Annotated in this window: 18 protein-coding genes; 9 read left to right on the top strand and 9 right to left on the bottom strand. The window is 66.3% G+C overall.

The annotated features are described in order from the left end of the window. Nucleotides 1-234: 234 nt before the first annotated feature. The 7 genes from AC1DE3_RS11285 to AC1DE3_RS11255 all read left to right on the top strand — a co-directional run bounded on the left by AC1DE3_RS11285 (nt 235) and on the right by AC1DE3_RS11255 (nt 8,693). The gene (locus AC1DE3_RS11285) at nt 235-1,803 is read left to right on the top strand and encodes an ABC transporter substrate-binding protein (RefSeq protein ID WP_441509371.1); all 1,569 of its coding nucleotides are present in this window, start codon (nt 235-237) and stop codon (nt 1,801-1,803) included. Nucleotides 1,804-1,929: 126 nt separating this feature from the next. Further along, nucleotides 1,930-2,922: an ABC transporter permease gene (locus tag AC1DE3_RS11280; protein ID WP_441509370.1), complete on the top strand. Its 993-nt coding sequence runs from the start codon at nt 1,930-1,932 to the stop codon at nt 2,920-2,922. Further along, complete coding sequence (locus tag AC1DE3_RS11275; protein ID WP_441509369.1) at nt 2,912-3,865, top strand: ABC transporter permease; 954 nt, start codon at nt 2,912-2,914, stop codon at nt 3,863-3,865. The genes AC1DE3_RS11280 and AC1DE3_RS11275 overlap by 11 nt, the downstream gene beginning before the upstream one ends. A 26-nt stretch (nt 3,866-3,891) precedes the next feature. After that, a complete protein-coding gene (locus AC1DE3_RS11270; RefSeq protein ID WP_441509368.1) occupies nt 3,892-5,091 on the top strand; it encodes an amidohydrolase family protein in 1,200 nt (399 codons plus the stop codon). 38 nt (nt 5,092-5,129) lie between these two features. Then, nucleotides 5,130-6,593, top strand: a complete 1,464-nt coding sequence (locus tag AC1DE3_RS11265; protein ID WP_441510093.1) for an amidohydrolase family protein — start codon at nt 5,130-5,132, stop codon at nt 6,591-6,593. After that, nucleotides 6,590-7,579, top strand: a complete 990-nt coding sequence (locus AC1DE3_RS11260) for an ABC transporter ATP-binding protein (protein WP_476852393.1) — start codon at nt 6,590-6,592, stop codon at nt 7,577-7,579. Before AC1DE3_RS11265 ends, AC1DE3_RS11260 begins: the two co-directional genes overlap by 4 nt. Next, nucleotides 7,572-8,693, top strand: coding sequence for an ABC transporter ATP-binding protein (locus tag AC1DE3_RS11255; protein ID WP_441509366.1), 1,122 nt, complete (start codon nt 7,572-7,574; stop codon nt 8,691-8,693). The genes AC1DE3_RS11260 and AC1DE3_RS11255 overlap by 8 nt, the downstream gene beginning before the upstream one ends. A 158-nt stretch (nt 8,694-8,851) precedes the next feature. Here AC1DE3_RS11255 and AC1DE3_RS11250 read toward each other — a convergent pair whose 3' ends face one another. The 8 genes from AC1DE3_RS11250 to AC1DE3_RS11215 form a co-directional block, all read right to left on the bottom strand. Then, nucleotides 8,852-9,283, bottom strand: coding sequence for an OsmC family protein (locus AC1DE3_RS11250; RefSeq protein WP_441509365.1), 432 nt, complete (start codon nt 9,281-9,283; stop codon nt 8,852-8,854). 582 nt (nt 9,284-9,865) lie between these two features. Next, nucleotides 9,866-11,524 carry an OFA family MFS transporter gene (locus tag AC1DE3_RS11245; protein ID WP_441509364.1) on the bottom strand — a complete coding sequence of 553 codons (1,659 nt, stop codon included), beginning with the start codon at nt 11,522-11,524 and terminating at the stop codon, nt 9,866-9,868. Between the two features lie 96 nt (nt 11,525-11,620). Beyond that, nucleotides 11,621-11,893, bottom strand: coding sequence for a formate dehydrogenase subunit delta (locus AC1DE3_RS11240; RefSeq protein ID WP_441509363.1), 273 nt, complete (start codon nt 11,891-11,893; stop codon nt 11,621-11,623). Then, nucleotides 11,890-12,744: a formate dehydrogenase accessory sulfurtransferase FdhD gene (fdhD, locus tag AC1DE3_RS11235; protein WP_441509362.1), complete on the bottom strand. Its 855-nt coding sequence runs from the start codon at nt 12,742-12,744 to the stop codon at nt 11,890-11,892. The genes AC1DE3_RS11240 and fdhD overlap by 4 nt, the downstream gene beginning before the upstream one ends. Then, nucleotides 12,731-15,613, bottom strand: a complete 2,883-nt coding sequence (gene fdhF / locus AC1DE3_RS11230) for a formate dehydrogenase subunit alpha (protein WP_441509361.1) — start codon at nt 15,611-15,613, stop codon at nt 12,731-12,733. The genes fdhD and fdhF overlap by 14 nt, the downstream gene beginning before the upstream one ends. 10 nt (nt 15,614-15,623) lie before the next feature. Beyond that, nucleotides 15,624-17,192 carry a formate dehydrogenase beta subunit gene (locus AC1DE3_RS11225; protein ID WP_441509360.1) on the bottom strand — a complete coding sequence of 523 codons (1,569 nt, stop codon included), beginning with the start codon at nt 17,190-17,192 and terminating at the stop codon, nt 15,624-15,626. Continuing rightward, entirely contained in the window at nt 17,189-17,662 is a 474-nt protein-coding gene (locus AC1DE3_RS11220) for an NAD(P)H-dependent oxidoreductase subunit E (RefSeq protein ID WP_441509359.1), read from the bottom strand. The genes AC1DE3_RS11225 and AC1DE3_RS11220 overlap by 4 nt, the downstream gene beginning before the upstream one ends. 228 nt (nt 17,663-17,890) lie before the next feature. Further along, nucleotides 17,891-18,805, bottom strand: a complete 915-nt coding sequence (locus AC1DE3_RS11215) for a LysR family transcriptional regulator (RefSeq protein WP_441509358.1) — start codon at nt 18,803-18,805, stop codon at nt 17,891-17,893. A 209-nt stretch (nt 18,806-19,014) separates the two neighbouring features. On the opposite strand from AC1DE3_RS11215, the gene AC1DE3_RS11210 reads away from it, so the two are divergent. Next, entirely contained in the window at nt 19,015-20,046 is a 1,032-nt protein-coding gene (locus AC1DE3_RS11210; protein WP_441509357.1) for an LLM class flavin-dependent oxidoreductase, read from the top strand. A 203-nt stretch (nt 20,047-20,249) separates the two neighbouring features. Here AC1DE3_RS11210 and AC1DE3_RS11205 read toward each other — a convergent pair whose 3' ends face one another. Further along, complete coding sequence (locus tag AC1DE3_RS11205) at nt 20,250-20,747, bottom strand: Lrp/AsnC family transcriptional regulator (RefSeq protein ID WP_441509356.1); 498 nt, start codon at nt 20,745-20,747, stop codon at nt 20,250-20,252. Nucleotides 20,748-20,976: 229 nt separating this feature from the next. Between AC1DE3_RS11205 and AC1DE3_RS11200 the strand changes: the two genes are divergently transcribed. Further along, nucleotides 20,977-22,236 (top strand): 3-methyl-2-oxobutanoate dehydrogenase (2-methylpropanoyl-transferring) subunit alpha, encoded by a 1,260-nt coding sequence (locus AC1DE3_RS11200; RefSeq protein ID WP_441509355.1) that lies wholly within the window; start codon nt 20,977-20,979, stop codon nt 22,234-22,236. Nucleotides 22,237-22,251 lie beyond the last annotated feature (15 nt).

Genomic DNA, 22,251 nt, shown 5'->3' with positions numbered 1-22,251 from the left:
GCTTTCCCTCGTCCTGATCTGACCATTTGCGGGGGCGTCAATGTCACGATCGCGGGCTCCGATCCAGTTTCTGCTTGTGTTCAATAATTGCATACAATACGATATTTTCATCGTATGCAAGTTTGTTCAATAATCGCACACGAGATGGCGATCAAAACGCCACGGTGCCCAAACAGGCGGCAACGACGATCCGGGCCCGCTACGGCGGGGTCGAACACAAAAGGGGAGAGTTGGATGAAGAAGGCCTGGTTACTGGCGGCCGTTGCCGCTTTCGCCCTGACGGGAGCCGCCGAGGCGAGGACGCTGAAATGGGGGTCGGCGCGCGAAATCGCCTCGCTCGATCCCTACTCCTTCGGTGAGACCTTCACCCTGTCGGTGCTGAACCATGTTTATGAGGGGTTGGTGCGCTACACCGGCGACCTCAAGATCGAGCCGGCGCTGGCGGAGTCGTGGGAGACGGTGTCGCCGACGATCTGGCGCTTCAAGCTGCGCCAGGGCGTCAAGTTCCACAACGGCAATCCCTTCACGGCCGATGACGTCATCGCCTCGCTGGCGCGCGTCACCCATCCCGACTCCCCGCTCAAGGGCAATTTGCCGGCCTATAAATCCTCGAAGAAGATCGACGACTACACCGTCGAGATCGAGGTCAACGGCCCCTATCCGCTGCTCCTCAACGACCTCACCAACATCTTCATCTTCGACAAGGAGTGGATGGAGGCCAACAACTCGCTGCTCCCCACCGATTCCGGCAAGGGCGTGAAGGGCTATGCCACCGACAACGCCAACGGCACCGGCCCGTTCTTCGTCGAAAGCCGCCGCGCCGACTCCAAGACCGTCTTCGCAAAGAACCCGAACTGGTGGGACAAGCCGAAGCACAACATCGATAAGATCGAGTTCACGCCGATCACCTCGTCCTCGACGCGGGTCGCGGCCCTGCTGTCCGGCGAGATCGACTTCACCAACGTCGCCCCGCTGCAGGACCTGCCGCGCCTGTCCGCCTCCCCGGATGTCAAGGTGCTGCAGACCAACGAGCTGCGCTCGGTCTTCTTCGCCTTCAACCTGACCGACAAGCTCTTCGAGAGCGACGTGAAGGACAAGAACCCCTTCAAGGACATCAAGGTGCGCGAGGCGCTCTACCGCGCCATCGACATCGATGCCGTCCAGAAGCGGGCGATGCGCGGTCTCTCGCGCAACACCGGCGCGCTCGTCGCCCCCGCAATCCCCGGCTACGAGCCCTCGCAGGACGAACGCCTGCCCTTCGACCTGAACGGCGCCAAGAAACTCCTGGCGGATGCCGGCTATCCCAACGGCTTCTCCTTCCAGCTGAACTGCCAGAGCGACTCCCTCGTCAACGAGGAGGAGTTCTGTCAGGCGGTCGCCTCGATGTGGGCGCGCGCGGGCCTGAAACCCAATCTCAGCATGGCCCCGCGCAGCCAGCAGGCGCCGAAGCGCGTCAAGGGCGATTTCGACGTCATTTCCTTCGGCTGGGCCAACGAGCCGATGATCGACGCCTATTCGCTGCTGGTGCAGGTGATGCGCTCGAAGAGCGGCACGGGCGGCGTCTTCAACTGGGGCAATTGGGGCGATCCGCGCATCGACGCGCTGATCGACAAGGCCGGTGTCGAACTCGACACGCCCAAGCGCATCGAGCTGATGAAGGAAGCGCTCAAGATCGCCAAGGCCGAGCACCTCTTCATCCCGCTGCACCAGCAACCGATGGCCTGGGCGATGCGTTCGACCGTGGCCTCGACCGTGCAGGCCTCGGACAACAAGCCGCGCCTCTGGCTGACCATGATGAAGTGAGGCAGGCGCGACGTCATGGCCGGGCTTGACCCGGCCATCTCGGAAACCAGCGCCCTCTCGTCCTGAGATTCCCGGGGTCTTCGCTCTGCGAAGCCCGGGAATGACGCCGGAACGCAGGAGCTTTCCATGCCGGCCTTTCTCTTCAAGCGACTGCTCAACGCCGCCGGCGTCATGCTGGCGGTGGCCTTCCTCGCCTTCCTGATCTTCCGCTTCGTCGGCGATCCCGTCGAGCTGATGCTGAACGAGCAGGCGAGCCAGCAGCAGCGCGACGAGCTGCGCGTCCGGCTCGGCCTCGACAAGGGCTTCGCGATGCAGTTCGCGACCTTTGTCGGCAATGCCGCGCGCGGCGATTTCGGCATCTCCTACCGCAACCAGCAGGACGTCTTCACGCTGATATCGGAGCGCTTCCCGGCGACCTTCGAGCTCGTCCTCGTCGCGACCTTCCTGTCGCTCGCCATCGGCATCCCGCTCGGCGTCTATACCGCCATCCGGCGAAACAGCATTCTCGCCAGGGCGCTGGAGTTCGTCTCGGTGCTCGGCGTTTCGCTGCCGAGCTTCGCGCTCGGCATCCTCTTCATCCTGGTCTTCTCGGTCTCGCTGCAATGGCTGCCGGCCTTCGGCCGCGGCGAGGTCGTTCAGCTCGGCTGGTGGAGCACCGGCTTCCTCACCGCTTCCGGCCGCAAGGCGCTGATCCTGCCCGGCATCACGCTCTCGCTCTTCCAGATCACGCTGGTGATGCGTCTCGTCCGCGCCGAGATGCTCGAGACCATGCGCACCGATTTCATCCGCTTCGCCCGGGCCCGCGGCCTGCCGTCGCGCGCCATCCATTTCGGCCACGCGCTGCGCAACTGCCTGATGCCGGTGATCACCGTCACCGGCCTGCAGATCGGCAATCTCATCGCCTTCGCGCTGGTGACGGAGACGGTGTTCCAGTGGCCGGGCATGGGCATGCTCTTCGTCCAGGCCGTCACCTTCGTCGATATCCCGGTGATGGCGGCCTATCTGATCGTCGTCTCCCTCATCTTCGTCACGCTCAACACGCTGGTCGACCTCACCTATGCCTGGGTCGATCCGCGCCTGCGCGAAGACGCCCTCACGGGAGGCGCCAATGCTCGTTGAGAAGACCCGGCCCGCTGACACCGCCAGGAAACCCGGCCGCCTGCGCCGCTTCCTCGACAGCGACATCGGTTGGAGCTTCTGCCACACCCCGGTCGCCTGGCTCTCGGCACTGGTGCTGGCGCTGCTCGTGCTCAGCGCGCTCTTCGCGCCGCTGATCGCGCCGCAGAACCCCTACGACCTCACCCAGATCTTCATCGACAAGGCGGAGATTCCGCCGATCTGGCAGGAGGGCGGCGAGTGGCCCTTCCTGCTCGGCACCGATCCGCAGGGCCGCGACGTGCTCTCCGCCATCCTCTACGGCTCGCGCATCTCGCTGATCATCGGTTTCTCCGCCGTCGTCGTCTCGATGCTGATCGGCGTCTCGATCGGGCTTTGCGCCGGCTTCTATGGCGGGCGCGTCGACAACCTGCTGATGCGCCTCGGCGATACCGTACTGTCGATCCCGACGCTGCTGATGGCGATCCTGGTCTCGGCGATCTTCCGCGAGATGCTGCCGCCGGCTTTGCGCGAACCCTTCGCCGCCGTGGTGCTGGTGCTCTCGATCGCGCTGACGAGCTGGGTGCAATACGCCCGCACCGTGCGTGCGCTGACCATGGTCGAGCGTCGCAAGGAATATGTGCTGGCAGCCCGGATCATCCGCGTGCCGGCGGCGCGGATCATGGGCCGCCATATCCTGCCCAACACCATGACCCCGGTGCTCGTCTCGGCCACACTCAATCTCGGCCTCGCCATCCTCTCGGAGGCGACTTTGTCCTTCCTGGGGGTCGGCATGCCGATCACCCAGCCTTCGCTGGGTACGCTGATCCGCATCGGCAACCAGTACCTGTTCTCCGGTTCCTGGTGGCTCGTCGTTTTCCCCTCGCTGCAGCTCGGCCTGATCGTGCTCTCGGTCAACCTGCTCGGCGACTGGCTGCGCGATGCGCTCAACCCGAAACTCCGCTGACAAGAAACCACGAGGATACGCCCGCGATGACTGCCTCCCTCCTGATCCGCAATCTCCGCCCGAACGCCGGAGCGGCGGTCGACATCCTGGTCGAGAACGGCCGCATCAGCCGCCTGGCGAAGGATATCGCCGCGCCCGCAGGTGTGCCGGTCGAGGATGGTCGCGGCGAGATCGTCATTCCCGGCCTCGTCGAGGCGCACACCCATCTCGACAAGAGCCTCTGGGGCCAGTCCTGGTACGTCAACGAAGTCGGCCCCAAGCTCCTCGACAAGATCGACAATGAGCGGGAGAGCAAGAAGCGCCTCGACATCGATCCCGCGCGCCAGTCGGCCCGGCAGGCGATCCAGTCCTCGCTGATGGGCACGACCCATATCCGCAGCCATGTCGACATCGACACCGAGCACGGGCAGTGGGGCGTCGAGGGCGTGATGAAGACCCGCGACGGCTATCGCGACATCGTCGACATCGAGCTCGTCGCCTTCCCGCAATCGGGCCTGCTGCGCCGCCCCGGCACGCTGGAGCTGATGGACCAGGCGATGAAGGCCGGTTGCGAGATCGTCGGCGGACTCGATCCCTGTGGCATCGACCGCGACCCGAAGGGGCATCTCGATGCGGTCTTCGGCCTCTGCCAGACCTATGGCAAGCCGCTCGACATCCACCTGCACGAGCCCGGCGAGATGGGCGCCTTCTCGATGGACCTGATCATCGAGCGCACCCGCGCGCTCGGCATGAAGGGCAAGGTCACGGTCAGCCACGCCTTCTGCCTCGGCTCGCCCGACATGGCCCTGGTCGATCCGCTGATCGAGCAGCTTGCCGAGCTGGACATCGCGATCATGACGACGGCTCCATCCCGCAGCGCCGCGCCGCCGGTCAGGAAGCTGCTCGAGGCCGGCGTGCGCGTCTGCTCCGGCTCGGATGGCATCCGCGACACCTGGGGCCCCTATGGCAATGCAGACATGGTCGAGCGCGCGATGTTCGTCGGCCTGCGCAACAACTTCCGCCGTGACGACGAGCTGAAGCTCGCCTTCGACGTCTGCACGACCGAAGGCGCCAAGGTCATGGAGATCGCCGATTACGGTCTCGCCGAGGGCAAGGCCGCCGATTTCGTCATCATGCCCGGCGAGACGCTGGCGGAGCTGATCGTCACCCGTTCGCCGAAGCGCCGCGTCGTCAAGCGCGGCCGCGTCGTCGCCCGCGACGGCGTATCGGTGAGGGCCGCCCCGTGAGCCTGCAGGCAGCCAAACGGCCGCAGGGCCGCGTCCTGATGACCGCGCGCTGGGTCGTCGGCCACAAGGACGGGCGCCATCGTCTCTACGAGAACGGCGAGGTCGTGTTCGAGAACGGCGCAATCGTCTTCGTCGGCCACGGCTTCCCCGGAGAGATCGGCAGGCGCATCGACTATGGCAATGCCCTGATCGGGCCGGGCTTCGTCGATTGCGACGCACTCTCGGACCTCGATACGACGATCATCGCCTATGACAATCAGCCGGCCTGGAAGAAGGGCCGGGTCTGGCCGCGCAGCTATCTCGAGGCCGGCCCCTACGAGATGTATACCCGCGAGGAGCTGGCCTTCCAAAAGCGCTATGCCTTCGCCTCGCTGATCCGCAACGGCATCACGACCGCCCTGCCGATCGCCTCGCTGTTCTACCGCGCCTGGGGCGAGACGGTGCAGGAGTTCGAGGATGCCGCGCAGGCTGCCGCCGATCTCGGCCTGCGCGCCTATCTCGGCCCGGCCTATCGCACCGGCAACCAGATCGTCGAGACCGATGGGCGCGTCGTCACCCACTATGACGAGGCGCGCGGCCTCGCCGAGCTCGACGCCGCCATCGACTTCGCCAAGCGCCATGAAGGCGCGGCCGGAGGCCTCATCCGCGCCATGTTCGCGCCCGACCGGGTCGAGACCTCGACCGCCGAGCTGCTGCGCCGCACCGCTGCCGCCTCGCGCGAGCTCGACGTGCCCTTGCGGCTGCATTGCTGCCAGTCGAAGATCGAATACGACCTCGTCCTCGCCCAGCACGGCATGAGCCCGCCGGAATGGCTGGAGAGCCTCGGCTTCCTCAGCGAGCGCTGCCTCCTGCCGCACGGCACGGTCGTCTCCGGCAGCAGGCTGATCGATCGGCCCGGCCGCGATCTTGAGATCATCCGGGATTCCGGCGCGAGCATCGTCCACTGCCCCCTGGTCTCTGGCCGGCACGGCAATGCCATCGACCATTTCGGCCGCTACCGCGCCATGGGGCTGAACATCGCCATGGGCACGGATACCAGCCCGCCGGACATGGTGATGAACCTTCAGACCGGCATGATCCTCGCCCGCACCATGGCGGGAAATGTCGCCGCCGTGCGCTCGGAGGACTATTACGACGCAGCGACCATCGGCGGCGCGGATGCGCTGCAGCGCCCCGATCTCGGGCGGCTCAAGCCGGGTGCGCGGGCCGACATCACCGTCTTCGAGCTCGACCGGCCCCATAGCGGCCAGGTCATCGACCCCATCCAGACGATGATGCTCACCGGCCATGGCCGCGATTTCGCGACGGTGGTGATCGACGGGCGCTTCGTCATGGAAAACCGGGCAATCGCTGGCCAGGACGAGGCTGCGGACAACGCCCGCGCCCAGAAGCAGTTCGAGGGCGTCATGGCGCGTTATCCCGAGCGCACGCTCGGCCACCCGCCGATGAGCGAGATCTTCTCGTCGAGCTACGCGATCGAACGCAGCGAGGCCATCGCATGACCGCTTCCGCCGCCGCGCCTCTCCTGTCCGTGCGCGACCTGCGCATCGTCTTCGACGGCCGCCACGGCCCGTTGACGGCGCTGGACGGCATCAGCTTCGACATCGCGCCCGGGGAGATCCTCGGCATGGTCGGCGAGTCCGGTGCGGGCAAGTCGCTGACGGGCACCGCGGTGATCGGTCTGCTCGATCCGCCCGGGCGCGTCGCCGGCGGCGAGATCCATCTCTCGGGCCAGCGCATCGACAACCTGCCGGCAGAAGCGATGCGCAAGCTGCGCGGGCGGCGCATCGGCGCGATCTTCCAGGACCCGCTGACCTCGTTGCATCCGCTGCTCAGGGTCGGCGACCAGATCGTCGAGACGATCATGACCCATCTGCCGGTGAGCCGGGCGCAGGCCCGCAAGCGGGCGCTCGATCTGCTCAAGGAGGTCGGTATCCCCGCCGCCGAGTCGCGTATCGACGCCTACCCACACCAATTCTCGGGCGGCATGCGCCAGCGCGTCGTCATTGCGCTCGCGCTTTGCGCCGAGCCCTCGCTGATCATCGCCGACGAGCCGACGACCGCGCTCGATGTCTCCATTCAGGCGCAGATCACCACGCTGCTGAAGCGGCTCTGCCGCGAGCACGGCACGTCGATCATGCTGGTCACCCACGACATGGGCGTGATCGCCGAGACGGCCGACCGGGTCGCCGTGATGTATGCCGGCCGCATCGTCGAGATGGGGCCGGTCGAGGAGGTCGTGCGCCGCCCGCGCCACCCGTACACCGCCGGGCTGATGGCCTCGATCCCCAGCGTCCACGCCCGCCACGAGCATCTCAACCAGATCKACGGCGCGATGCCGCGCCTCAACGCCATCCCGCCCGGCTGCGCGTTCAATCCGCGCTGCGGCCGGGCCGAGGCCTTCTGCCGGGACCACAAGCCGGGCCTGCCGGTGATGGGCCATGCCGCAGCCTGCCATTTCCCGCTGAAGGAGGCGGCGCATGCGTGAGCATATGGAAGCCCCTATCGCGAGCCCTCATCCTGAGGAGCCGCGCGGCGGCGTCTCGAAGGATGTTCCGGTGCGCTCTGAGGCATCCTTCGAGACGCAAGCTGCGCGTGCGCCTCAGGACGAGGGCTCAGTTGGCCGATCGTCTGGGGGAGGCAGCGATATCATTCTCGACGTCGCCGCGGCGTCCTGCCGCTTCAATGTCTCGGCGCCGGCCCTGTCCCGGCTGTTCTCGAAGGAGCCGCGCCGCATCCTGCGCGCGGTCGAGAACATCTCCTTCACGGTGAGGCGTGGCACCACCTTCAGCATCGTCGGCGAGTCCGGCTGCGGAAAGTCGACGCTGGCGCGCATGGTCGTGGGGCTGCAGCGTCCGACCGAGGGCAAGCTCAGCTTCCGCGACATCCGCCGCGGCGATGGCTCGTTCGGCCCGCCGCGCGTGCAGATGATCTTCCAGGACCCTTATGCCTCGCTCAACCCGCGCTGGCGGGTCGGGGACATCATCGCCGAGCCGATCCGGGAGCTGAAGCTCAGGCCCGACGAGACGGCGGTCCAGCAGCGTGTCGGCGATCTACTGGAGGTCGTTGGCCTCTCCCGCACCGATGCGAGCCGCTACCCGCATGCCTTCTCCGGAGGCCAGCGCCAGCGCATCTCAATCGCACGCGCGCTCGCCACCGAGGCGGATTTCCTCGTCTGCGACGAGCCGACCTCGGCGCTCGACGTTTCCGTGCAGGCGCAGATCCTCAATTTGATGGTCCGGCTGCAGAAGCAGTTCGGGCTGACCTATCTCTTCATCAGCCACAATCTCTCGGTCGTCCGGCACATGTCGGACGATCTCGCCATCATGTATCTCGGCCGCTTCGTCGAGGCGGGGCCGGCTGAGGACGTTTTCACCAACCCGCGCCACCCCTATACGCGGCTGCTGCTCGACACGATTCCCGATGTCGAGCGGCCGAACCGGGAGCGCCGGCCGATGTCCGGCGAGGTGCCGAGCCCAATCGCCCCGCCGCCGGGCTGCAGCTTCAACCCGCGCTGCTCGCGTGTAGCCGAGCGCTGCCGGGCCGAGCGGCCGGAGTTGCGGATGCTGGGCGACGTCCGCGTCGCCTGCCATTATGCCTGACCGGCCAGGCGTTGTTCCCGGGCACCGCGGAACCCATGAACGCAACACCCGTCATGGTCGGGCTTGTCCCGACCATCCACGTCTTCGCTGGTCGAGGGCAGTGTTCAAGACGTGGATGCTCGCCACAAGGGCGAGCATGACAGCACGGCTCGTGAAACTCAGCCGACCAGCGTCGCTTCCAGCGTGATCGGCGCCTTGAACAGCTTCGAGACCGGGCAGCCGGCCTTGGCCTTGCCGGCCAGCGACTCGAACGTCGCCTGGTCGGCACCCGGCACCTTACCCTTGAGCGTCAGGTGGATCGCGGTGATCGCATAGCCGTCGTCGAGCTTGTCCAGCGTCACGCGCGCGCTCGTGTCGAGCGCATCGGCCTTGAGATTGGCTTCGCCCAGAATGAGCGAGAGCGCCATCGTGAAGCAGGCCGCATGCGCTGCGCCGATGATCTCCTCTGGGTTGCTGCCGGGCTTGCCTTCGAAGCGGCTGGAGAAACCGTAAGGGTAGGCGCTGAGCGCGCCGCTCTCGGTCGAGATCGTGCCCTTGCCGTCCTTGATGCCACCTTCCCAATGGGCCGAGCCGGTCCTGTTGATCGCCATGACGCTATCTCCTGTTCTGGTTGGGGTGGATATGCTGCGGCTGGAAAGCTACCCTTCGATAACGGTTTCGGGGCGCCTCGGGTTCACTTGCTGGTGACCGGCACTCGAAGGCGGCGAAAAATGTGTTCGAATGGGATGATCATAGCGGGAAAGGCAGGATAGGTAAGTCGGCTTCCAGCCCATCCCGGACATCGGCCTGGGTCAAATCCGCAAATGCGGCTTCGCAGCGAAACGATTGAACATAGTTCGCAACGGGAGACAGGAAGATGAGAACGATTCAACGGGCATGCCTGTTTATCGCCATCGGGATGTTGCTGTCGGGCTGCGCGGTGACAGAATATCGGAGCCCGGAGCTTGCTTCCGTCTGTGCCGTTCCGGTCAATCGAACCATCCAATCCGCATACTGGCTTGACTGCCAGTCGTTCTATTCGTCCTCAGACCCTTATCTTAGCCACTATTAGGCGCCGATCGGGCGCTGGAACCGGCGCGCGCGTGGATCGTGTCTCCGCGGATGAGCCGCCTGTCATCCAATAGGGAAGCCCGCACCGATCGCTCGATGCGGGCCAGGTGTTTGCGGTGCGCTCAGCGGAACAGAGCCAGCGATTTCGACAGCGTGATCCAGACGCCCCAGGCGATCGGCAGGCCGACCACTGCCCAGGCGAGCAGGGCCGTGCCGTCGAAGCCGCCCTTGCCGATGCCGTAGGAGCCGTAATGCGTGGTCGCGGTGGCATTGGCGGTCTTCGCCTGCAAGGAGGCGACCTCGGCATCCTTCATGAACCACTTCGCCGCGACGGGGCGGATCAGCAGGTTGCATATGAAGCCGAGCACCAGCATGCCGGCGAGGATGTACATGGTGCGGTCATAGACCTGCGCGCGCGGCACGCCGGCATTGATCTGCGCCTCGCGGATATAGTTCACGACGACCGGGCCGATGATGCCGGCGGTCGACCACGCCGTCAGCAGGCGGCCATGGATCGCGCCGACGAACTGCGTGCCGAACATGTCGGCGAGATAGGCCGGCACCGTCGCGAAGCCGCCGCCATACATCGACAGGATGATGCAGAAGAAGCCGACGAAGAGCGCCAGCGACCCGGCATGCGCCGCCCAGGGCGAAAGCGCGTAGAGCAGGATGCCGAGCCCGAAGAAGGTGGCATAGGTCAGCTTGCGGCCGAGCTTGTCCGACAGCGAGGCCCAGAAGAAGCGCCCGACGATGTTGAACAGCGAGAGCAGCCCGACGAAGGCCGCCGCGATTGTGGCGATCTGCGTCTTCTGCCCGGCGTCGAGGGCGGCGAAGCCGATCTCCGGCTTCCCGATGAGTTTGCCCGCGAAGATCTCCTGCAGCATCGGCGAAGCCATGCCGAGCACGCCGATGCCGGCGGAGACGTTGAGGCAGAGCACGGCCCAGATCAGCCAGAACTGCGGCGTCTTATGCGCGTTCTTCAGATGGACATGGCCCGAGGTGATCATGGCGTTCTGGGTCGCGGGCGGCGTCCAGCCTTCCGGGCGCCAGTTCGACGGCGGCACACGGTAGCCGAAGGTGCCGGCCATCATGAAGACGAAGTAGATCGCTGCCATCGCGACGAAGGTCTGCCAGACGCCGACCGAGGCGGGCGTCTTGAAATAATTCATCAGCATGTCCGCCAGCGGCGAGCCGATCATCGCGCCGCCGCCGAAGCCCATGATCGCCATGCCGGTCGCCATGCCGCGCCGGTCCGGGAACCACTTCACCAGCGTCGAGACCGGCGAGATGTAGCCGAGGCCCAGGCCGATGCCGCCGATGACGCCCGAGCCGAGCCACATCATCCAGAGCTGGTGCCAGTAGACGCCGAGCGCCGAGATCATGAGGCCGCCGCACCAGCACAGGGTCGAGACGAAGGCCGCCTTGCGCGGGCCGACGCGCTCGAGCCACCCGCCCCAGATCGCGGCGGAGGAGCCGAGGAAGACGAAGAACAGCGTGTACATCCAGCCGAGATCGGCGACCTTCCAATCGCAGGCCGTGGTGAACAGCGAGGCGACGAGGCCGACATCGGCGGCGCAGGCCACCGGCTTGGTGATGCCGATCGCCTGGCTGAGCGGCAGCCAGAACACCGAGAAGCCATAGGCCATGCCGATGCAAAGATGGATGCACAGGGCGGCCGGCGGCACGAGCCAGCGGTTGAAGCCCGGTTTGGCGATGGTTCGTTCGCGGTCGAGCAGGCCGATGCCGCCCCCGATCTGTCCGATATCCTGTGCGACGCTCATTCCCCGTTTCCTTTCCCCATGGCTTCGCCGTTCGGGCCGGGTAGGTTCCCGGCTCGTTGAATTGCTCCGCGCACCGCTCTGGCGGCGCCTTGCTTGCTAACCGCCGCGCCCCGGCCTGATCCGCGGCAGGGCGCGCCGCAGCAGGGGCGGGAGGTCCTCCGGACAAGTGGCGAAGGCGGCGAGGAAGTCCCCGCGCATGCGCCCGGTCCAGAACTGGTTGATGTGATCGGCGACGGAGGCGGCCGCCTCCTCTTCCGGATAGGCCTTGAAGAAATCCGCGATCTGCCCGGCCATGCGCCGGAGCTTCGCGATGTTCTCGTCGTGATGGTCGCCTGGGGCGTGCCCGGTCGTCAGCGCAGCCTCCATCATTGGGCGATGGTCTCGGGCTCGGGCGCGAGCGCCCCGGTGAAGACGATGCAGCCGTCGCGCCGTGCGACAGCGGCGAGCGTCAGGCCGAGATGCCGGGCACGCTCGATCGCGAGCGAGGTCGGCGCGGAGATCGCGACCAGCGTTGCCGCGCCGAAGATCGCGGCCTTCTCGACCATTTCGAAGGAGGCGCGGCTGGTGACGAGCAGGAAGCCGTCGCTGGCATCCGCCCCGGCGCGCAGCCGCGCGCCGATCAGCTTGTCGAGCGCGTTGTGGCGGCCGACATCCTCGCGAACAGCGAGGATCGCGCCGTGGAGATCGCACCAGGCTGCGGCATGGACGGCGTGGGTGAGCTGGTTCAGCGGCTGACGGCGGTCGAGCGCGGCCAGCGCAGCTTCGACCGCCGAGGCGGGTACGGCGCGCGAGGCTCGCGTCGCGGCATCGGCCATCGGAATCTCCTCGATGGTCTCGACGCCGCAGAGTCCGCAGGAGGTGCGGCCCGAGAGATTGCGCCGCCGCGCCAGATGCTCGCGGAAGCGCCCGGGCGCGAGCTCGACCGTGACGACGACGCCCTCGTCTTTCGCCTCGACGGCGATGCCGCGGATCTCGGAGGCCTCCCGGACGACGCCCTCGGTCAGGCTGAAGCCGGTGACGAAATCCTCGAGATCGGACGGGCTCGCCATCATCACCGCATAGGGCATGTTGCCGTAGACGATGTTGATGGGAGTCTCGACCGCGACCTCGATCTCGCGCCCACACTCCGGCGCCGCGCCGAAGCGCAGCGGCTGCGCCTTCACGGCAGCCGAGGCCGGCGGCTGGGCGGGCGGGTTATCGGGCGGGTTATTCTGCGGCATCGGGCAGGCGCTCCGCGATCCGGCGCAGGGTCACGTCCTCCTCGAAGTTCTTCTCCTGCCAGGCCGACCAGGCGTTGGTGCGGCGCACCTCGACGGCGGTGACCTTGTATTCCGGGCAGTTCGTCGCCCAGTCCGAGAAGTCGGTGGTGATGACGTTGGCGCCGGTCTTGGCGTGGTGGAAGGTGGTATAGACCACGCCCGGCTGCATGCGCTCGGAGATTTCGGCTCTCAGCGCGATGTCGCCCGAGCGGCTGGCGAGCGCGACGAGATCGCCGTCGCGGATGCCGCGGCTCTCGGCGTCGAAGGGGTGGATTTCCAGCACGTCCTCGTCATGCCAGGCGCCGTTCTCGGTGCGCCGCGTCTGCGCGCCGACATTGTATTGCGAGAGGATGCGCCCGGTGGTGAGCAACAGGGGGAAGCGCGGGCCGGTCCGTTCCTCGGTCGGGACATATTCCGTGATCATGAACTTGCCCTTGCCGCGCACGAAGCGGTCGACATGCATCAAGGGCGTGCCGGTCGGCGCCTTGTCGTTACAGGGCCACTGCACCGAGCCGAGTTTCTCCAGCTTGTCATAGGAGACGCCGGCGAAGCTTGGCGTCAGCCGCGCGATCTCGTCCATGATCTCGCTCGGATGGCTGTAGCCCATCTCGTAGCCGAGTGCCCGCGCAAGATCGATCGTGACTTGCCACTCGTCCTTGCCGGAAAGCGGCGCCATCACCTGCCGCACGCGGTTGATGCGCCGCTCGGCATTGGTGAAGGTGCCGTCCTTCTCCAGGAAGGAGGCGCCGGGCAGGAAGACATGGGCGTATTTCGCCGTCTCGTTCAGGAAGATGTCCTGGATGACGACGCACTCCATCGCGGCGAGCCCCGCCGTGACATGCTTGGTGTTGGGGTCGGACTGGGCGATGTCCTCGCCCTGCACATAGAGGCCCTTGAACGTGCCGCCGACCGCCTCGTCCAGCATGTTGGTGATGCGCAGGCCCTGCTCGGGATCGAGCGGCACGCCCCAGAGCATCTCGAAGACCTGGCGGGTCGAATCGTCGGAGACGTGGCGATAGCCCGAGAATTCGTGCGGGAACGAGCCCATGTCGCAGGAACCCTGGACGTTGTTCTGCCCGCGCAGCGGATTGATGCCGACGCCGTCGCGCCCGATATTGCCGGTCGCCATGGCCAAATTCGCCATCGCCATCACCGTGGTCGAGCCCTGGCTGTGCTCGGTGACGCCGAGCCCGTAATAGATCGCGCCATTGCCGCCGGTGGCGTAGAGACGCGCCGCGGCGCGGACATCGGCCGCGGGCACGCCGGTATATTGCTCGCTCGCCTCGGGCGAGTTCTCCTCGCGGGCGACGAAGCGGGCCCAGTGCTCGAAATCGCCGAGGTCGCAGCGCTCGCGCACATAGGCCTCGTCGATCAGCCCCTCGGTGACGACGACATGGCTGAGCGCGTTGAGCAGCGCGACATTGGTGCCGGGGCGCAGGGGCAGGTGATAATCCGCCTTGATGTGGGGCGACTGCACCATGTCGATCCGGCGGGGATCGGCGACGATCAGGCGGGCGCCCTCCCGAATGCGCTTCTTCATCCGCGAGGCGAAGACCGGGTGGCCGTCGGTCGGGTTGGCGCCGATGACGAGGATGACGTCGGATTTGGCGACCGACTTGAAATCCTGCGTGCCGGCCGAGGTGCCGAGCGTCGTCCGCAGACCGTAGCCGGTCGGCGAATGGCAGACGCGGGCGCAGGTATCGACATTATTGTTGCGGAAGGCGGCGCGCACCAGCTTCTGGACGAGGAAGACCTCCTCATTGGTGCAGCGCGACGAGGTGATGGCGCCGACCGATTCACGGCCATACTTCGCCTGGATGCGCTTGAATTCCGAGGCCGCGTAGTTGATCGCCTCTTCCCATGACACTTCGCGCCATGGGTCGGTGATCTCTGCCCGGATCATCGGCTTGGTCATGCGGTCGGTATGGGTCGCATAGCCCCAGGCGAAGCGGCCCTTCACGCAGGAATGGCCCTCGTTAGCCTTGCCGTCCTTGTAGGGCACCATGCGGATGACACGGTCGCCTTGCATCTCCGCCTTGAACGAGCAGCCGACGCCGCAATAGGCGCAGGTCGTGACCACGGAGTGCTCCGGCTGGCCGTGCTCGATGACCTTGTTCTCGATCAGCGTCGCCGTCGGGCAGGCCTGCACGCAGGCGCCGCAAGAAACGCATTCCGAGCCGAGGAAATCAGTCGGTCCCGCCGCGACGCGAGACTCGAAGCCCCGGCCCGTGATCGTCAGCGCGAAGGTGCCCTGCACCTCCTCGCAGGCGCGCACGCAGCGATTGCAGACGATGCATTTCGAGGGGTCGTAGGTGAAATACGGGTTAGAGATGTCCTTCGCGAGCCAGTTCTCGTTGACTGCGCCGTCCTTGCCTTTGGCGAAGATGTGGTTCTCGCCCTCGTAGCCGTAGCGCACCTCGCGCAGGCCGACCGCGCCGGCCATGTCCTGCAATTCGCAATCGCCATTGGCCGAGCAGGTCAGGCAGTCCAGCGGATGGTCGGAGATGTAGAGCTCCATCACGCCTTTGCGCAGGCCGGAGAGGTTCTCCGATTGGGTACGCACGACCATGCCCTCTTCGGCCGGCGTGGTGCAGGAAGCCGGCGTGCCGCGCCGCCCCTCGATCTCGACGAGGCAGAGCCGACAGGAGCCGAAGGGTTCGAGCGAGTCGGTGGCGCAGAGCTTGGGGATCTTGGTGCCGAGGCTCATCGCCGCCGCCATCACCGAGGTGCCGGCCGGCACCGTGACGCTCTGGCCGTCGATGCTCAGCGTCACCGTCTTCTCGGAGAGCCGGATCGGCGTGCCGTAGTCGATTTCCTTGATCAGGCTCATCTCAGCCTCCTCACTCGGCCGCCAAAGGCAGCGGAGGACGGTCGAAATCCTCGGGGAAATGGTTGAGCGCGCTGAGCACCGGCATGGGCGTCAGCCCGCCCATGGCGCAGAGCGAGGCGTCGGTCATCAGCTTCGAGAGATCGCGCAGCACGGCGATGTTCTTCGGCACTTCTGTGCCGGAGATAATGCGGTCCATCGTCTCGACGCCGCGCGTCGCGCCGATGCGGCAGGGCGTGCACTTGCCGCAGGATTCCTTGGCGCAGAATTCGAAGGCGAAGCGCGCCTGCCTGGCCATGTCGACGCTGTCGTCGAAGACGACGATGCCGCCATGGCCGAGCATGGCGCGCATGGAGGCGAGCGCCTCGTAATCCATCTGCACGTCGAGCTGTTCGGCCGTGAGATAGGCGCCGAGCGGCCCGCCGACCTGCACCGCGCGGATCGGCCTGCCCGACAGCGTGCCGCCGCCCATATCCTCGATGATCTCGCGCAGGCTGATGCCGAAGGCGAGCTCGATCAGCCCGCCGCGCTTGACGTTGCCGCCAAGCTGGATCGGCAGCGTGCCGCGCGAGCGGCCCATGCCGTAATCCGCATAGGCCTGCGCGCCATGGTTCATGATCCACGGCACGGCCGCGAAGGACAGCACATTGTTGACGACGGTCGGTTTGCCGAACAGACCCTGTAAGGCCGGCAGTGGGGGCTTGGCGCGGACGATGGCGCGCTTGCCTTCCAGGCTTTCGAGCAGCGAGGTCTCCTCGCCGCAGATATAGGCGCCTGCGCCGAGCCGTACCTCGAGATGGAAGGCGTGCTCCGAACCAAGCACCGAGGCGCCGATCAACCCCGCCGCTTCCGCCTTGAGGATCGCGCGCTGGAGCATGCGATGGGCGTGCGGATATTCCGAGCGCAGATAGATGTAGCCGCGTGTCGCACCGACCGCGATGGCCGCGATCGCCATCCCCTCGATCGTGAGATAGGGGTCGCCTTCGAACAGCATGCGGTCTGCGAAAGTGCCGCTGTCGCCCTCGTCGGCATTGCAGACGATATATTTCTCCTCGGCCTTGGCGTCGTGCACCGTCTTCCACTTGATGCCGGTCGGGAACCCCGCCCCGCCGCGTCCGCGCAGTCCAGAGGCTTTCACGGCCTCGACGATCTCGCCGCCGGTCATGGCGAGCGCCTTCTTCAGCCCGATGAGGCCGCCATGGGCGCGATAATCCGCAATCGACAGCGGGTCGATGACACCGACGCGCTCGAAAGTCAGCCGCTGCTGGCGCTTCATCCAGTCGAGCTCTTCGGTCTTGCCGAGGCGCAGTGCATGCGCCCCGCCGGCGATCAAGCCGGCATCGAAGAGCGAAGGCACATCCTTGGCCGCGACCGGCCCGTAAGCGATACGCCCTTCCGGCGTCTCGACCTCGACCAGCGGCTCCAGCCAGAGCATGCCGCGCGAGCCGTTGCGGATGATCTCGACGGAAAGCCCGCGCGCGGCCGCTTCGCTGGCAGCCGCCTGCGCGACGGCTTCTGCGCCGACCGAAAGGGCGGCGGCGTCGACGGGGATGAAGATGCGAACCGGGGCGGCGCTCATCATTGCGCCTTTCCGTGCTGGCAGAGCCCGGCGATGCGGGCAGCGTCGATGCGCCCGATCAGTTCGCCATCGACCAGGGCCGAAGGCCCGAGCGCGCAATTGCCGAGACAATAGACCGTTTCGACCACGGCGTCGCCGGTGTGGTGGTCGTCGACCGTGATGCCGTGCTCGGCGGCGAGCTCGGCGACGATCTTTTCGCAGCCGAGCGACTGGCAGGCTTCGGCCCGGCAGAGCTTGATCACGCGGGCAGGCTGCAGCGCGGTCTTGAAGTCGTGATAGAAGGAGATCGCGCCATGGACCTCGGCGCGCGACAGGTTCAGCGCCTCGGCGATCAGCGGCACGGCCTGCGGGTCGACATAGCCGAACTCGTCCTGCAGGGCATGCAGCATCGGCAGCGTGGCGCCTTCCAGATGCGCCAGGCCGGCAATGAGCGTGCGCGCGTTGTCCTGATCCCAGGCCGGATAACCCGCCATCTTTCCTCCATCGGCCCGGTTCGCCGGGCGCTCCTTGTCGGAAAAGGTGGGGTATCCTGGAATGATTTCAAATCGTTTGTTTCAACTGCATGATAGTTTTTAGCTATCAAACCTGCGCGATTGCTGGGCCTCGCGGCCAAGCGAGCCGACGCGGCGGTCCAAAAATTTCGCAATCAAGCAATTTTGCGCCGCACAATGCTGCGGTGCTTCTAAGACGATAGGCTAGGTCTATCGCACGATGGGCCGCCGCGGCAGCCGCGCATCGGTCACCGGCTTCGTCATCATCAGCAGGTTGCGGGCGAGTGGCGCGACGGGCTGACGGTCCGCCACGATCAGCCCGATCGTGCGCTGCGCCTCGGGCTCGACCAGCGACAGCGCCCTGGTGCCGAGCGGCACGCCGAAGAATTCCAGCAACTGCAGCGAGACGATGCTGGCGACGCCCTGAATGCCGGCATGGGAGCACAGGTTGAAGATCGAATTGGTCTCGATGACCGGGCGCGGCGCCGTGCCGACCGAGCGGAAGATGCCGTCGATGATGCGCCGGTTCTGCATGTCGCCGGTGAGCAGGCAGAGCTTATGCTCGGCCGCCTCGGCCCAGGTGATGGTGTCGCGCGCGCCCAGCGGCCCGTCCTCGCGCGTCAGCAGCACATATGATTCCTGATAGATCGGCTTGGAGATCACCCGGTCGAGCGGTTCGTTGTCGAGATAGGTCAGCCCGACATCGAGCTCGAAATCGTCGATGCCCTGTTGAATTTCCTGCGAAGTCAGGGAGAGCACCGTGAGCGATACCGCCGGGTAGCGATCCGAGAAGGGCGCGGTGATATGCGCGATCATCGGCAGCGCGGTCGGGATCGCGCCCAGCCGGATGCGGCCGGAGACGCCCTCGCGCAGTTCGGCGATCGAATCCTTCATCACCTCGGCTTCGGCCAGGATGCGCCTGGCATGGGCGAGCACGACCTCGCCTTCCTTGGTGAAGCCCTGGAAGCGCCGGCCGCGCTCGACGATCATCACGCCGAGTTCTTCCTCCAGCTGCACGATCGCGGCCGAAAGCGTCGGCTGCGAGACATGGCAGGCCTCGGCCGCGCGGCGGAAATGCTTCTCGCGGGCGAGCGCATCGAGATAGACTAACTGGCGAATGATCATGGTGTCGTTTCGGAAGCGGCGGAGAGCGCCGCGCGCCCGAGCATCGGCAGCTTGCGCGGGCGATGCAAGCGCGGCGGTTGCATCCGTGCAAACAGCCTGTTGCTGCCGGGGCAACGCCTGGAGAATTGCGCTGCGGCAATCTCGATCCTAACTCCCTCAGGCCGGGATGGCCGGCAGGCAAAGGGTCGCGTCGCGGCCTCGGGATGATCATGGCACAGGACCTGGAATTCGGACTCGACACCTTCGGCGACGTCACCAACGGGGCGGACGGCAAGCCGCTGCCGCATGCGCAGGTGATCCGCAATCTCGTCGAGGAAGCCGTCCTGGCTGACAAGATCGGCATCGATTTCATCGGCGTTGGCGAGCATCATCGCGCCGATTTCGCGGTGTCCTCGCCCGAGACGGTGCTGGCCGGCATGGCCACGCGCACCAGCCGCATCAAGCTCGGTTCCGCCGTCACCGTGCTGAGCTCGGACGATCCGATCCGCGTCTTCCAGCGTTTCTCGACGGTCGATGCGCTCTCGAACGGGCGCGCCGAGGTCATCCTCGGGCGCGGCTCCTTCACCGAGTCTTTTCCGCTCTTCGGTCTCGACCTGCGCGATTACGAGAAGCTCTTCGAGGAGAAGCTCGATCTCTTTGCCGGCCTGCTGCCGCAGGAACCGCTGACCTGGCAGGGCTCGATCCGCCCACCGCTCAAGGATCAGCTCGTCTACCCGCCGGTGGAGCATGGCCCGCTCAAGACCTGGATCGGCGTCGGCGGCAGCCCGGAATCGGTCGCGCGTGCGGCGCGCTACGACCTGCCGATGATGCTCGCCATCATCGGCGGCGATCCGCTGCGCTTCAAACCCTATGTCGATCTCTACCATCGGGCTTATGGCCAGATCGGCAAGCCCGCGAAGCCGGTCGGCGTGCATTCGCCGGGCTATGTCGCAGCGACCGACGAGCAGGCCAGGGAGGAGTTCTTCCCGGCCTTCAAGGCAAACCGCGACCGCATCGGCGCCGAGCGCGGCTGGCCGCCGATGAGCCGGGAGGATTTCGAGCAGGAGGTCGCGCGTGGCTCGCTCTATCTCGGCTCGCCCGAGACGGTGGCGCGCAAGATCGCAGCGACCGCCAAGGGGCTCGGCATCGCCCGATTCCAGCTCAAATACAGCGCCGGGCCGCTGCAACACGAGCGGGCGATGGAGTGCATCCGGCTCTACGGCGAGAAGGTCGTGCCGTTGGTGCGGGAGATGTTGGCGTAAGAGGCCTGTCGGGCTCTGGTACCGCGGCGCTGTTTCCTTCTCCCGGATGGGAGAAGGTGGCCCGGAGGGCCGGATGAGGGCCCGCGCTCACCGCCGAGGGCGAAACGGCACCGCTCCGTTTTAACAAGCAGCGGCAGGCCCTCACCCCTGCCCCTCTCCCATCCGGGAGAGGGGTTCCCCGCGCCTGTCATCGACGACACCGCTCACCCCACAACCTTCAACGGATCGACCGACAGCGTCCGCTTCAGCGCCCTGAGACCGAAGGTCGTCCGTGTCTGGCGCACGCCGGGGATGCGGTAGATCGTTCCGCGCAGGAAGCGCTCGTAATGGTCGGTGCCGCTGACCACGACCTTGGCGAGATAATCGTACTCGCCGGTCACGAGATGCGCCTCGACCACCTCCGGCGCGCGGCTCAGCGCTTCGCCACACTGGTCGAGCACCTTGTCGTCATGCTTGTCGAGCGTGATCTCGACGAAGACGATATTGTTGTAGCCGAGCGCCTTGTGGTCGAGCAGCGCGACATATTTCTCGATCGCGCCGGACTCCTCCAGCCGCTTCACCCGCGTCCAGCAGGGCGAGGGCGAGAGCCCGACCTTCTCGGCCAGTGCCTGCGTCGTCAGCCGTCCGTCATCCCGCAACGCAGCGAGAATCTTGCGATCGATCAGATCCAGAGCAGGACCGTTCTGGCTCTTTTTAATCATCGGCGGATCATTCTGCGTTGGGTAATTCTTACAGAAATATCTTCTGCCGGATTTTGTCGAAGCCGGCAAATTCGGAAGGAACCTCCGGGGCGGCACCGCTAGCGTTGGTTGCAAGGGGAACGATCGCAGCGCCGGCTGCGTTCGCCGCTGCATCACGGCCGGGCGCGAGAGGCGCTTGCGGGATGCGCGCGAAGGCGGAATGCTGGCGGCGACAGGGATGGAGGCGCTCATGAGCAGCGACAAGGCAGGCCAGGCGCCGGCGGCAACCCAGCCACTGCAGTTCCATGTCCCCAAACCGGCGAGCCGTCCCGGCGAGAAGCCGGACTTCTCCCATGTCGTGATCCCGAAGGCGGGCTCCGTCGCCCGCCCGCCTGTTGATGTCGATCCCAAGGACATCCGCGACCTCGCCTATTCGATCATCCGCGTGCTCGACCGCGAAGGCGAGGCGGTTGGCCCCTGGGTGCCCGATCTCTCGCATGAGGACCTGATCCGGGGCCTGCGCCACATGATGACGCTGCGCACCTTCGACGGGCGCATGCAGATGGCGCAGCGCCAGGGCAAGACCTCGTTCTACATGCAGCACACCGGCGAGGAGGCGGTGAGCTGCGCCTTCCGCATCGCGCTCCAGCCCGGCGACATGAATTTTCCGACCTATCGCCAGGCGGGCCTGCTGATCGCGAACGACTACCCGCTCGTCTACATGATGAACCAGATCTACTCGAATGAGCGCGACCCGCTGCGCGGCCGGCAATTGCCGATCATGTATTCCTCGAAGGAGCACGGCTTCTTCTCGATCTCGGGCAATCTTGCCACCCAGTTCGTCCAGGCCGTCGGCTGGGCGATGGCCTCGGCAATCAAGCAGGACACCCGCATCGCCACCGCCTGGATCGGCGACGGCTCGACCGCGGAATCGGATTTCCACGCCGCGCTCGTCTTCGCCTCGACCTACAAGGCGCCCGTGGTGCTCAACGTCGTCAACAACCAGTGGGCGATCTCGACCTTCCAGGGTATCGCCCGCGGCGGCTCCGGCACCTTCGCGGCCCGCGGCCTCGGCTTCGGCATTCCGGCGCTGCGCGTCGACGGTAACGACTACCTTGCGGTCTATGCGGTCGCGCAATGGGCGATCGAGCGCGCCCGCCGCAATCTCGGCCCGACGCTGGTCGAATACGTCACCTACCGCGCCGGCGCCCATTCGACCTCGGACGATCCTTCCGCCTACCGCCCCAAGCATGAATCCGACGATTGGCCGCTGGGCGATCCGCTGATCCGGCTGAAGCAGCACCTGATCGCGGTCGGCGCCTGGACGGAGGAGCGCCACAAGCAGGCGGAGGCCGAGATCCTCGCCACCGTCATCGCCGCGCAGAAGGAGGCCGAGAGCTTCGGCACGCTGCATTCCGGCGGCAAGCCTTCGGCGCGCGACATCTTCGAGGACGTCTATGCCGAGCTGCCGCCGCATCTGCGCCGCCAGCGCCAGCAGATCGGGGTGTGACGATGGTTTGCGACG

The sequence above is a fragment of the Allobosea sp. 10L417 genome, assembly GCF_056395485.1.
The sequence above is the reverse complement of the archived record's forward strand: the minus strand, read 5'-3'. Positions and strand labels throughout refer to the sequence as shown.

What these genes read in the sequence shown, in the direction of transcription:
- AC1DE3_RS11255 (WP_441509366.1), top strand. Translation starts at nt 7,572, where the DNA reads ATGCGTGAGCATATGGAAGCCCCTATCGCGAGCCCTCATCCTGAGGAG.
- AC1DE3_RS11245 (WP_441509364.1), bottom strand. Translation starts at nt 11,524, where the DNA reads ATGAGCGTCGCACAGGATATCGGACAGATCGGGGGCGGCATCGGCCTG.
- AC1DE3_RS11200 (WP_441509355.1), top strand. Translation starts at nt 20,977, where the DNA reads ATGAGCAGCGACAAGGCAGGCCAGGCGCCGGCGGCAACCCAGCCACTG.
- fdhD (WP_441509362.1), bottom strand. Translation starts at nt 12,744, where the DNA reads ATGCCGCAGAATAACCCGCCCGATAACCCGCCCGCCCAGCCGCCGGCC.
- AC1DE3_RS11270 (WP_441509368.1), top strand. Translation starts at nt 3,892, where the DNA reads ATGACTGCCTCCCTCCTGATCCGCAATCTCCGCCCGAACGCCGGAGCG.
- AC1DE3_RS11215 (WP_441509358.1), bottom strand. Translation starts at nt 18,805, where the DNA reads ATGATCATTCGCCAGTTAGTCTATCTCGATGCGCTCGCCCGCGAGAAG.
- AC1DE3_RS11265 (WP_441510093.1), top strand. Translation starts at nt 5,130, where the DNA reads ATGACCGCGCGCTGGGTCGTCGGCCACAAGGACGGGCGCCATCGTCTC.
- AC1DE3_RS11225 (WP_441509360.1), bottom strand. Translation starts at nt 17,192, where the DNA reads ATGATGAGCGCCGCCCCGGTTCGCATCTTCATCCCCGTCGACGCCGCC.
- AC1DE3_RS11280 (WP_441509370.1), top strand. Translation starts at nt 1,930, where the DNA reads ATGCCGGCCTTTCTCTTCAAGCGACTGCTCAACGCCGCCGGCGTCATG.
- AC1DE3_RS11275 (WP_441509369.1), top strand. Translation starts at nt 2,912, where the DNA reads ATGCTCGTTGAGAAGACCCGGCCCGCTGACACCGCCAGGAAACCCGGC.
- AC1DE3_RS11240 (WP_441509363.1), bottom strand. Translation starts at nt 11,893, where the DNA reads ATGATGGAGGCTGCGCTGACGACCGGGCACGCCCCAGGCGACCATCAC.
- AC1DE3_RS11220 (WP_441509359.1), bottom strand. Translation starts at nt 17,662, where the DNA reads ATGGCGGGTTATCCGGCCTGGGATCAGGACAACGCGCGCACGCTCATT.
- AC1DE3_RS11250 (WP_441509365.1), bottom strand. Translation starts at nt 9,283, where the DNA reads ATGGCGATCAACAGGACCGGCTCGGCCCATTGGGAAGGTGGCATCAAG.
- AC1DE3_RS11205 (WP_441509356.1), bottom strand. Translation starts at nt 20,747, where the DNA reads ATGATTAAAAAGAGCCAGAACGGTCCTGCTCTGGATCTGATCGATCGC.
- fdhF (WP_441509361.1), bottom strand. Translation starts at nt 15,613, where the DNA reads ATGAGCCTGATCAAGGAAATCGACTACGGCACGCCGATCCGGCTCTCC.
- AC1DE3_RS11285 (WP_441509371.1), top strand. Translation starts at nt 235, where the DNA reads ATGAAGAAGGCCTGGTTACTGGCGGCCGTTGCCGCTTTCGCCCTGACG.
- AC1DE3_RS11210 (WP_441509357.1), top strand. Translation starts at nt 19,015, where the DNA reads ATGGCACAGGACCTGGAATTCGGACTCGACACCTTCGGCGACGTCACC.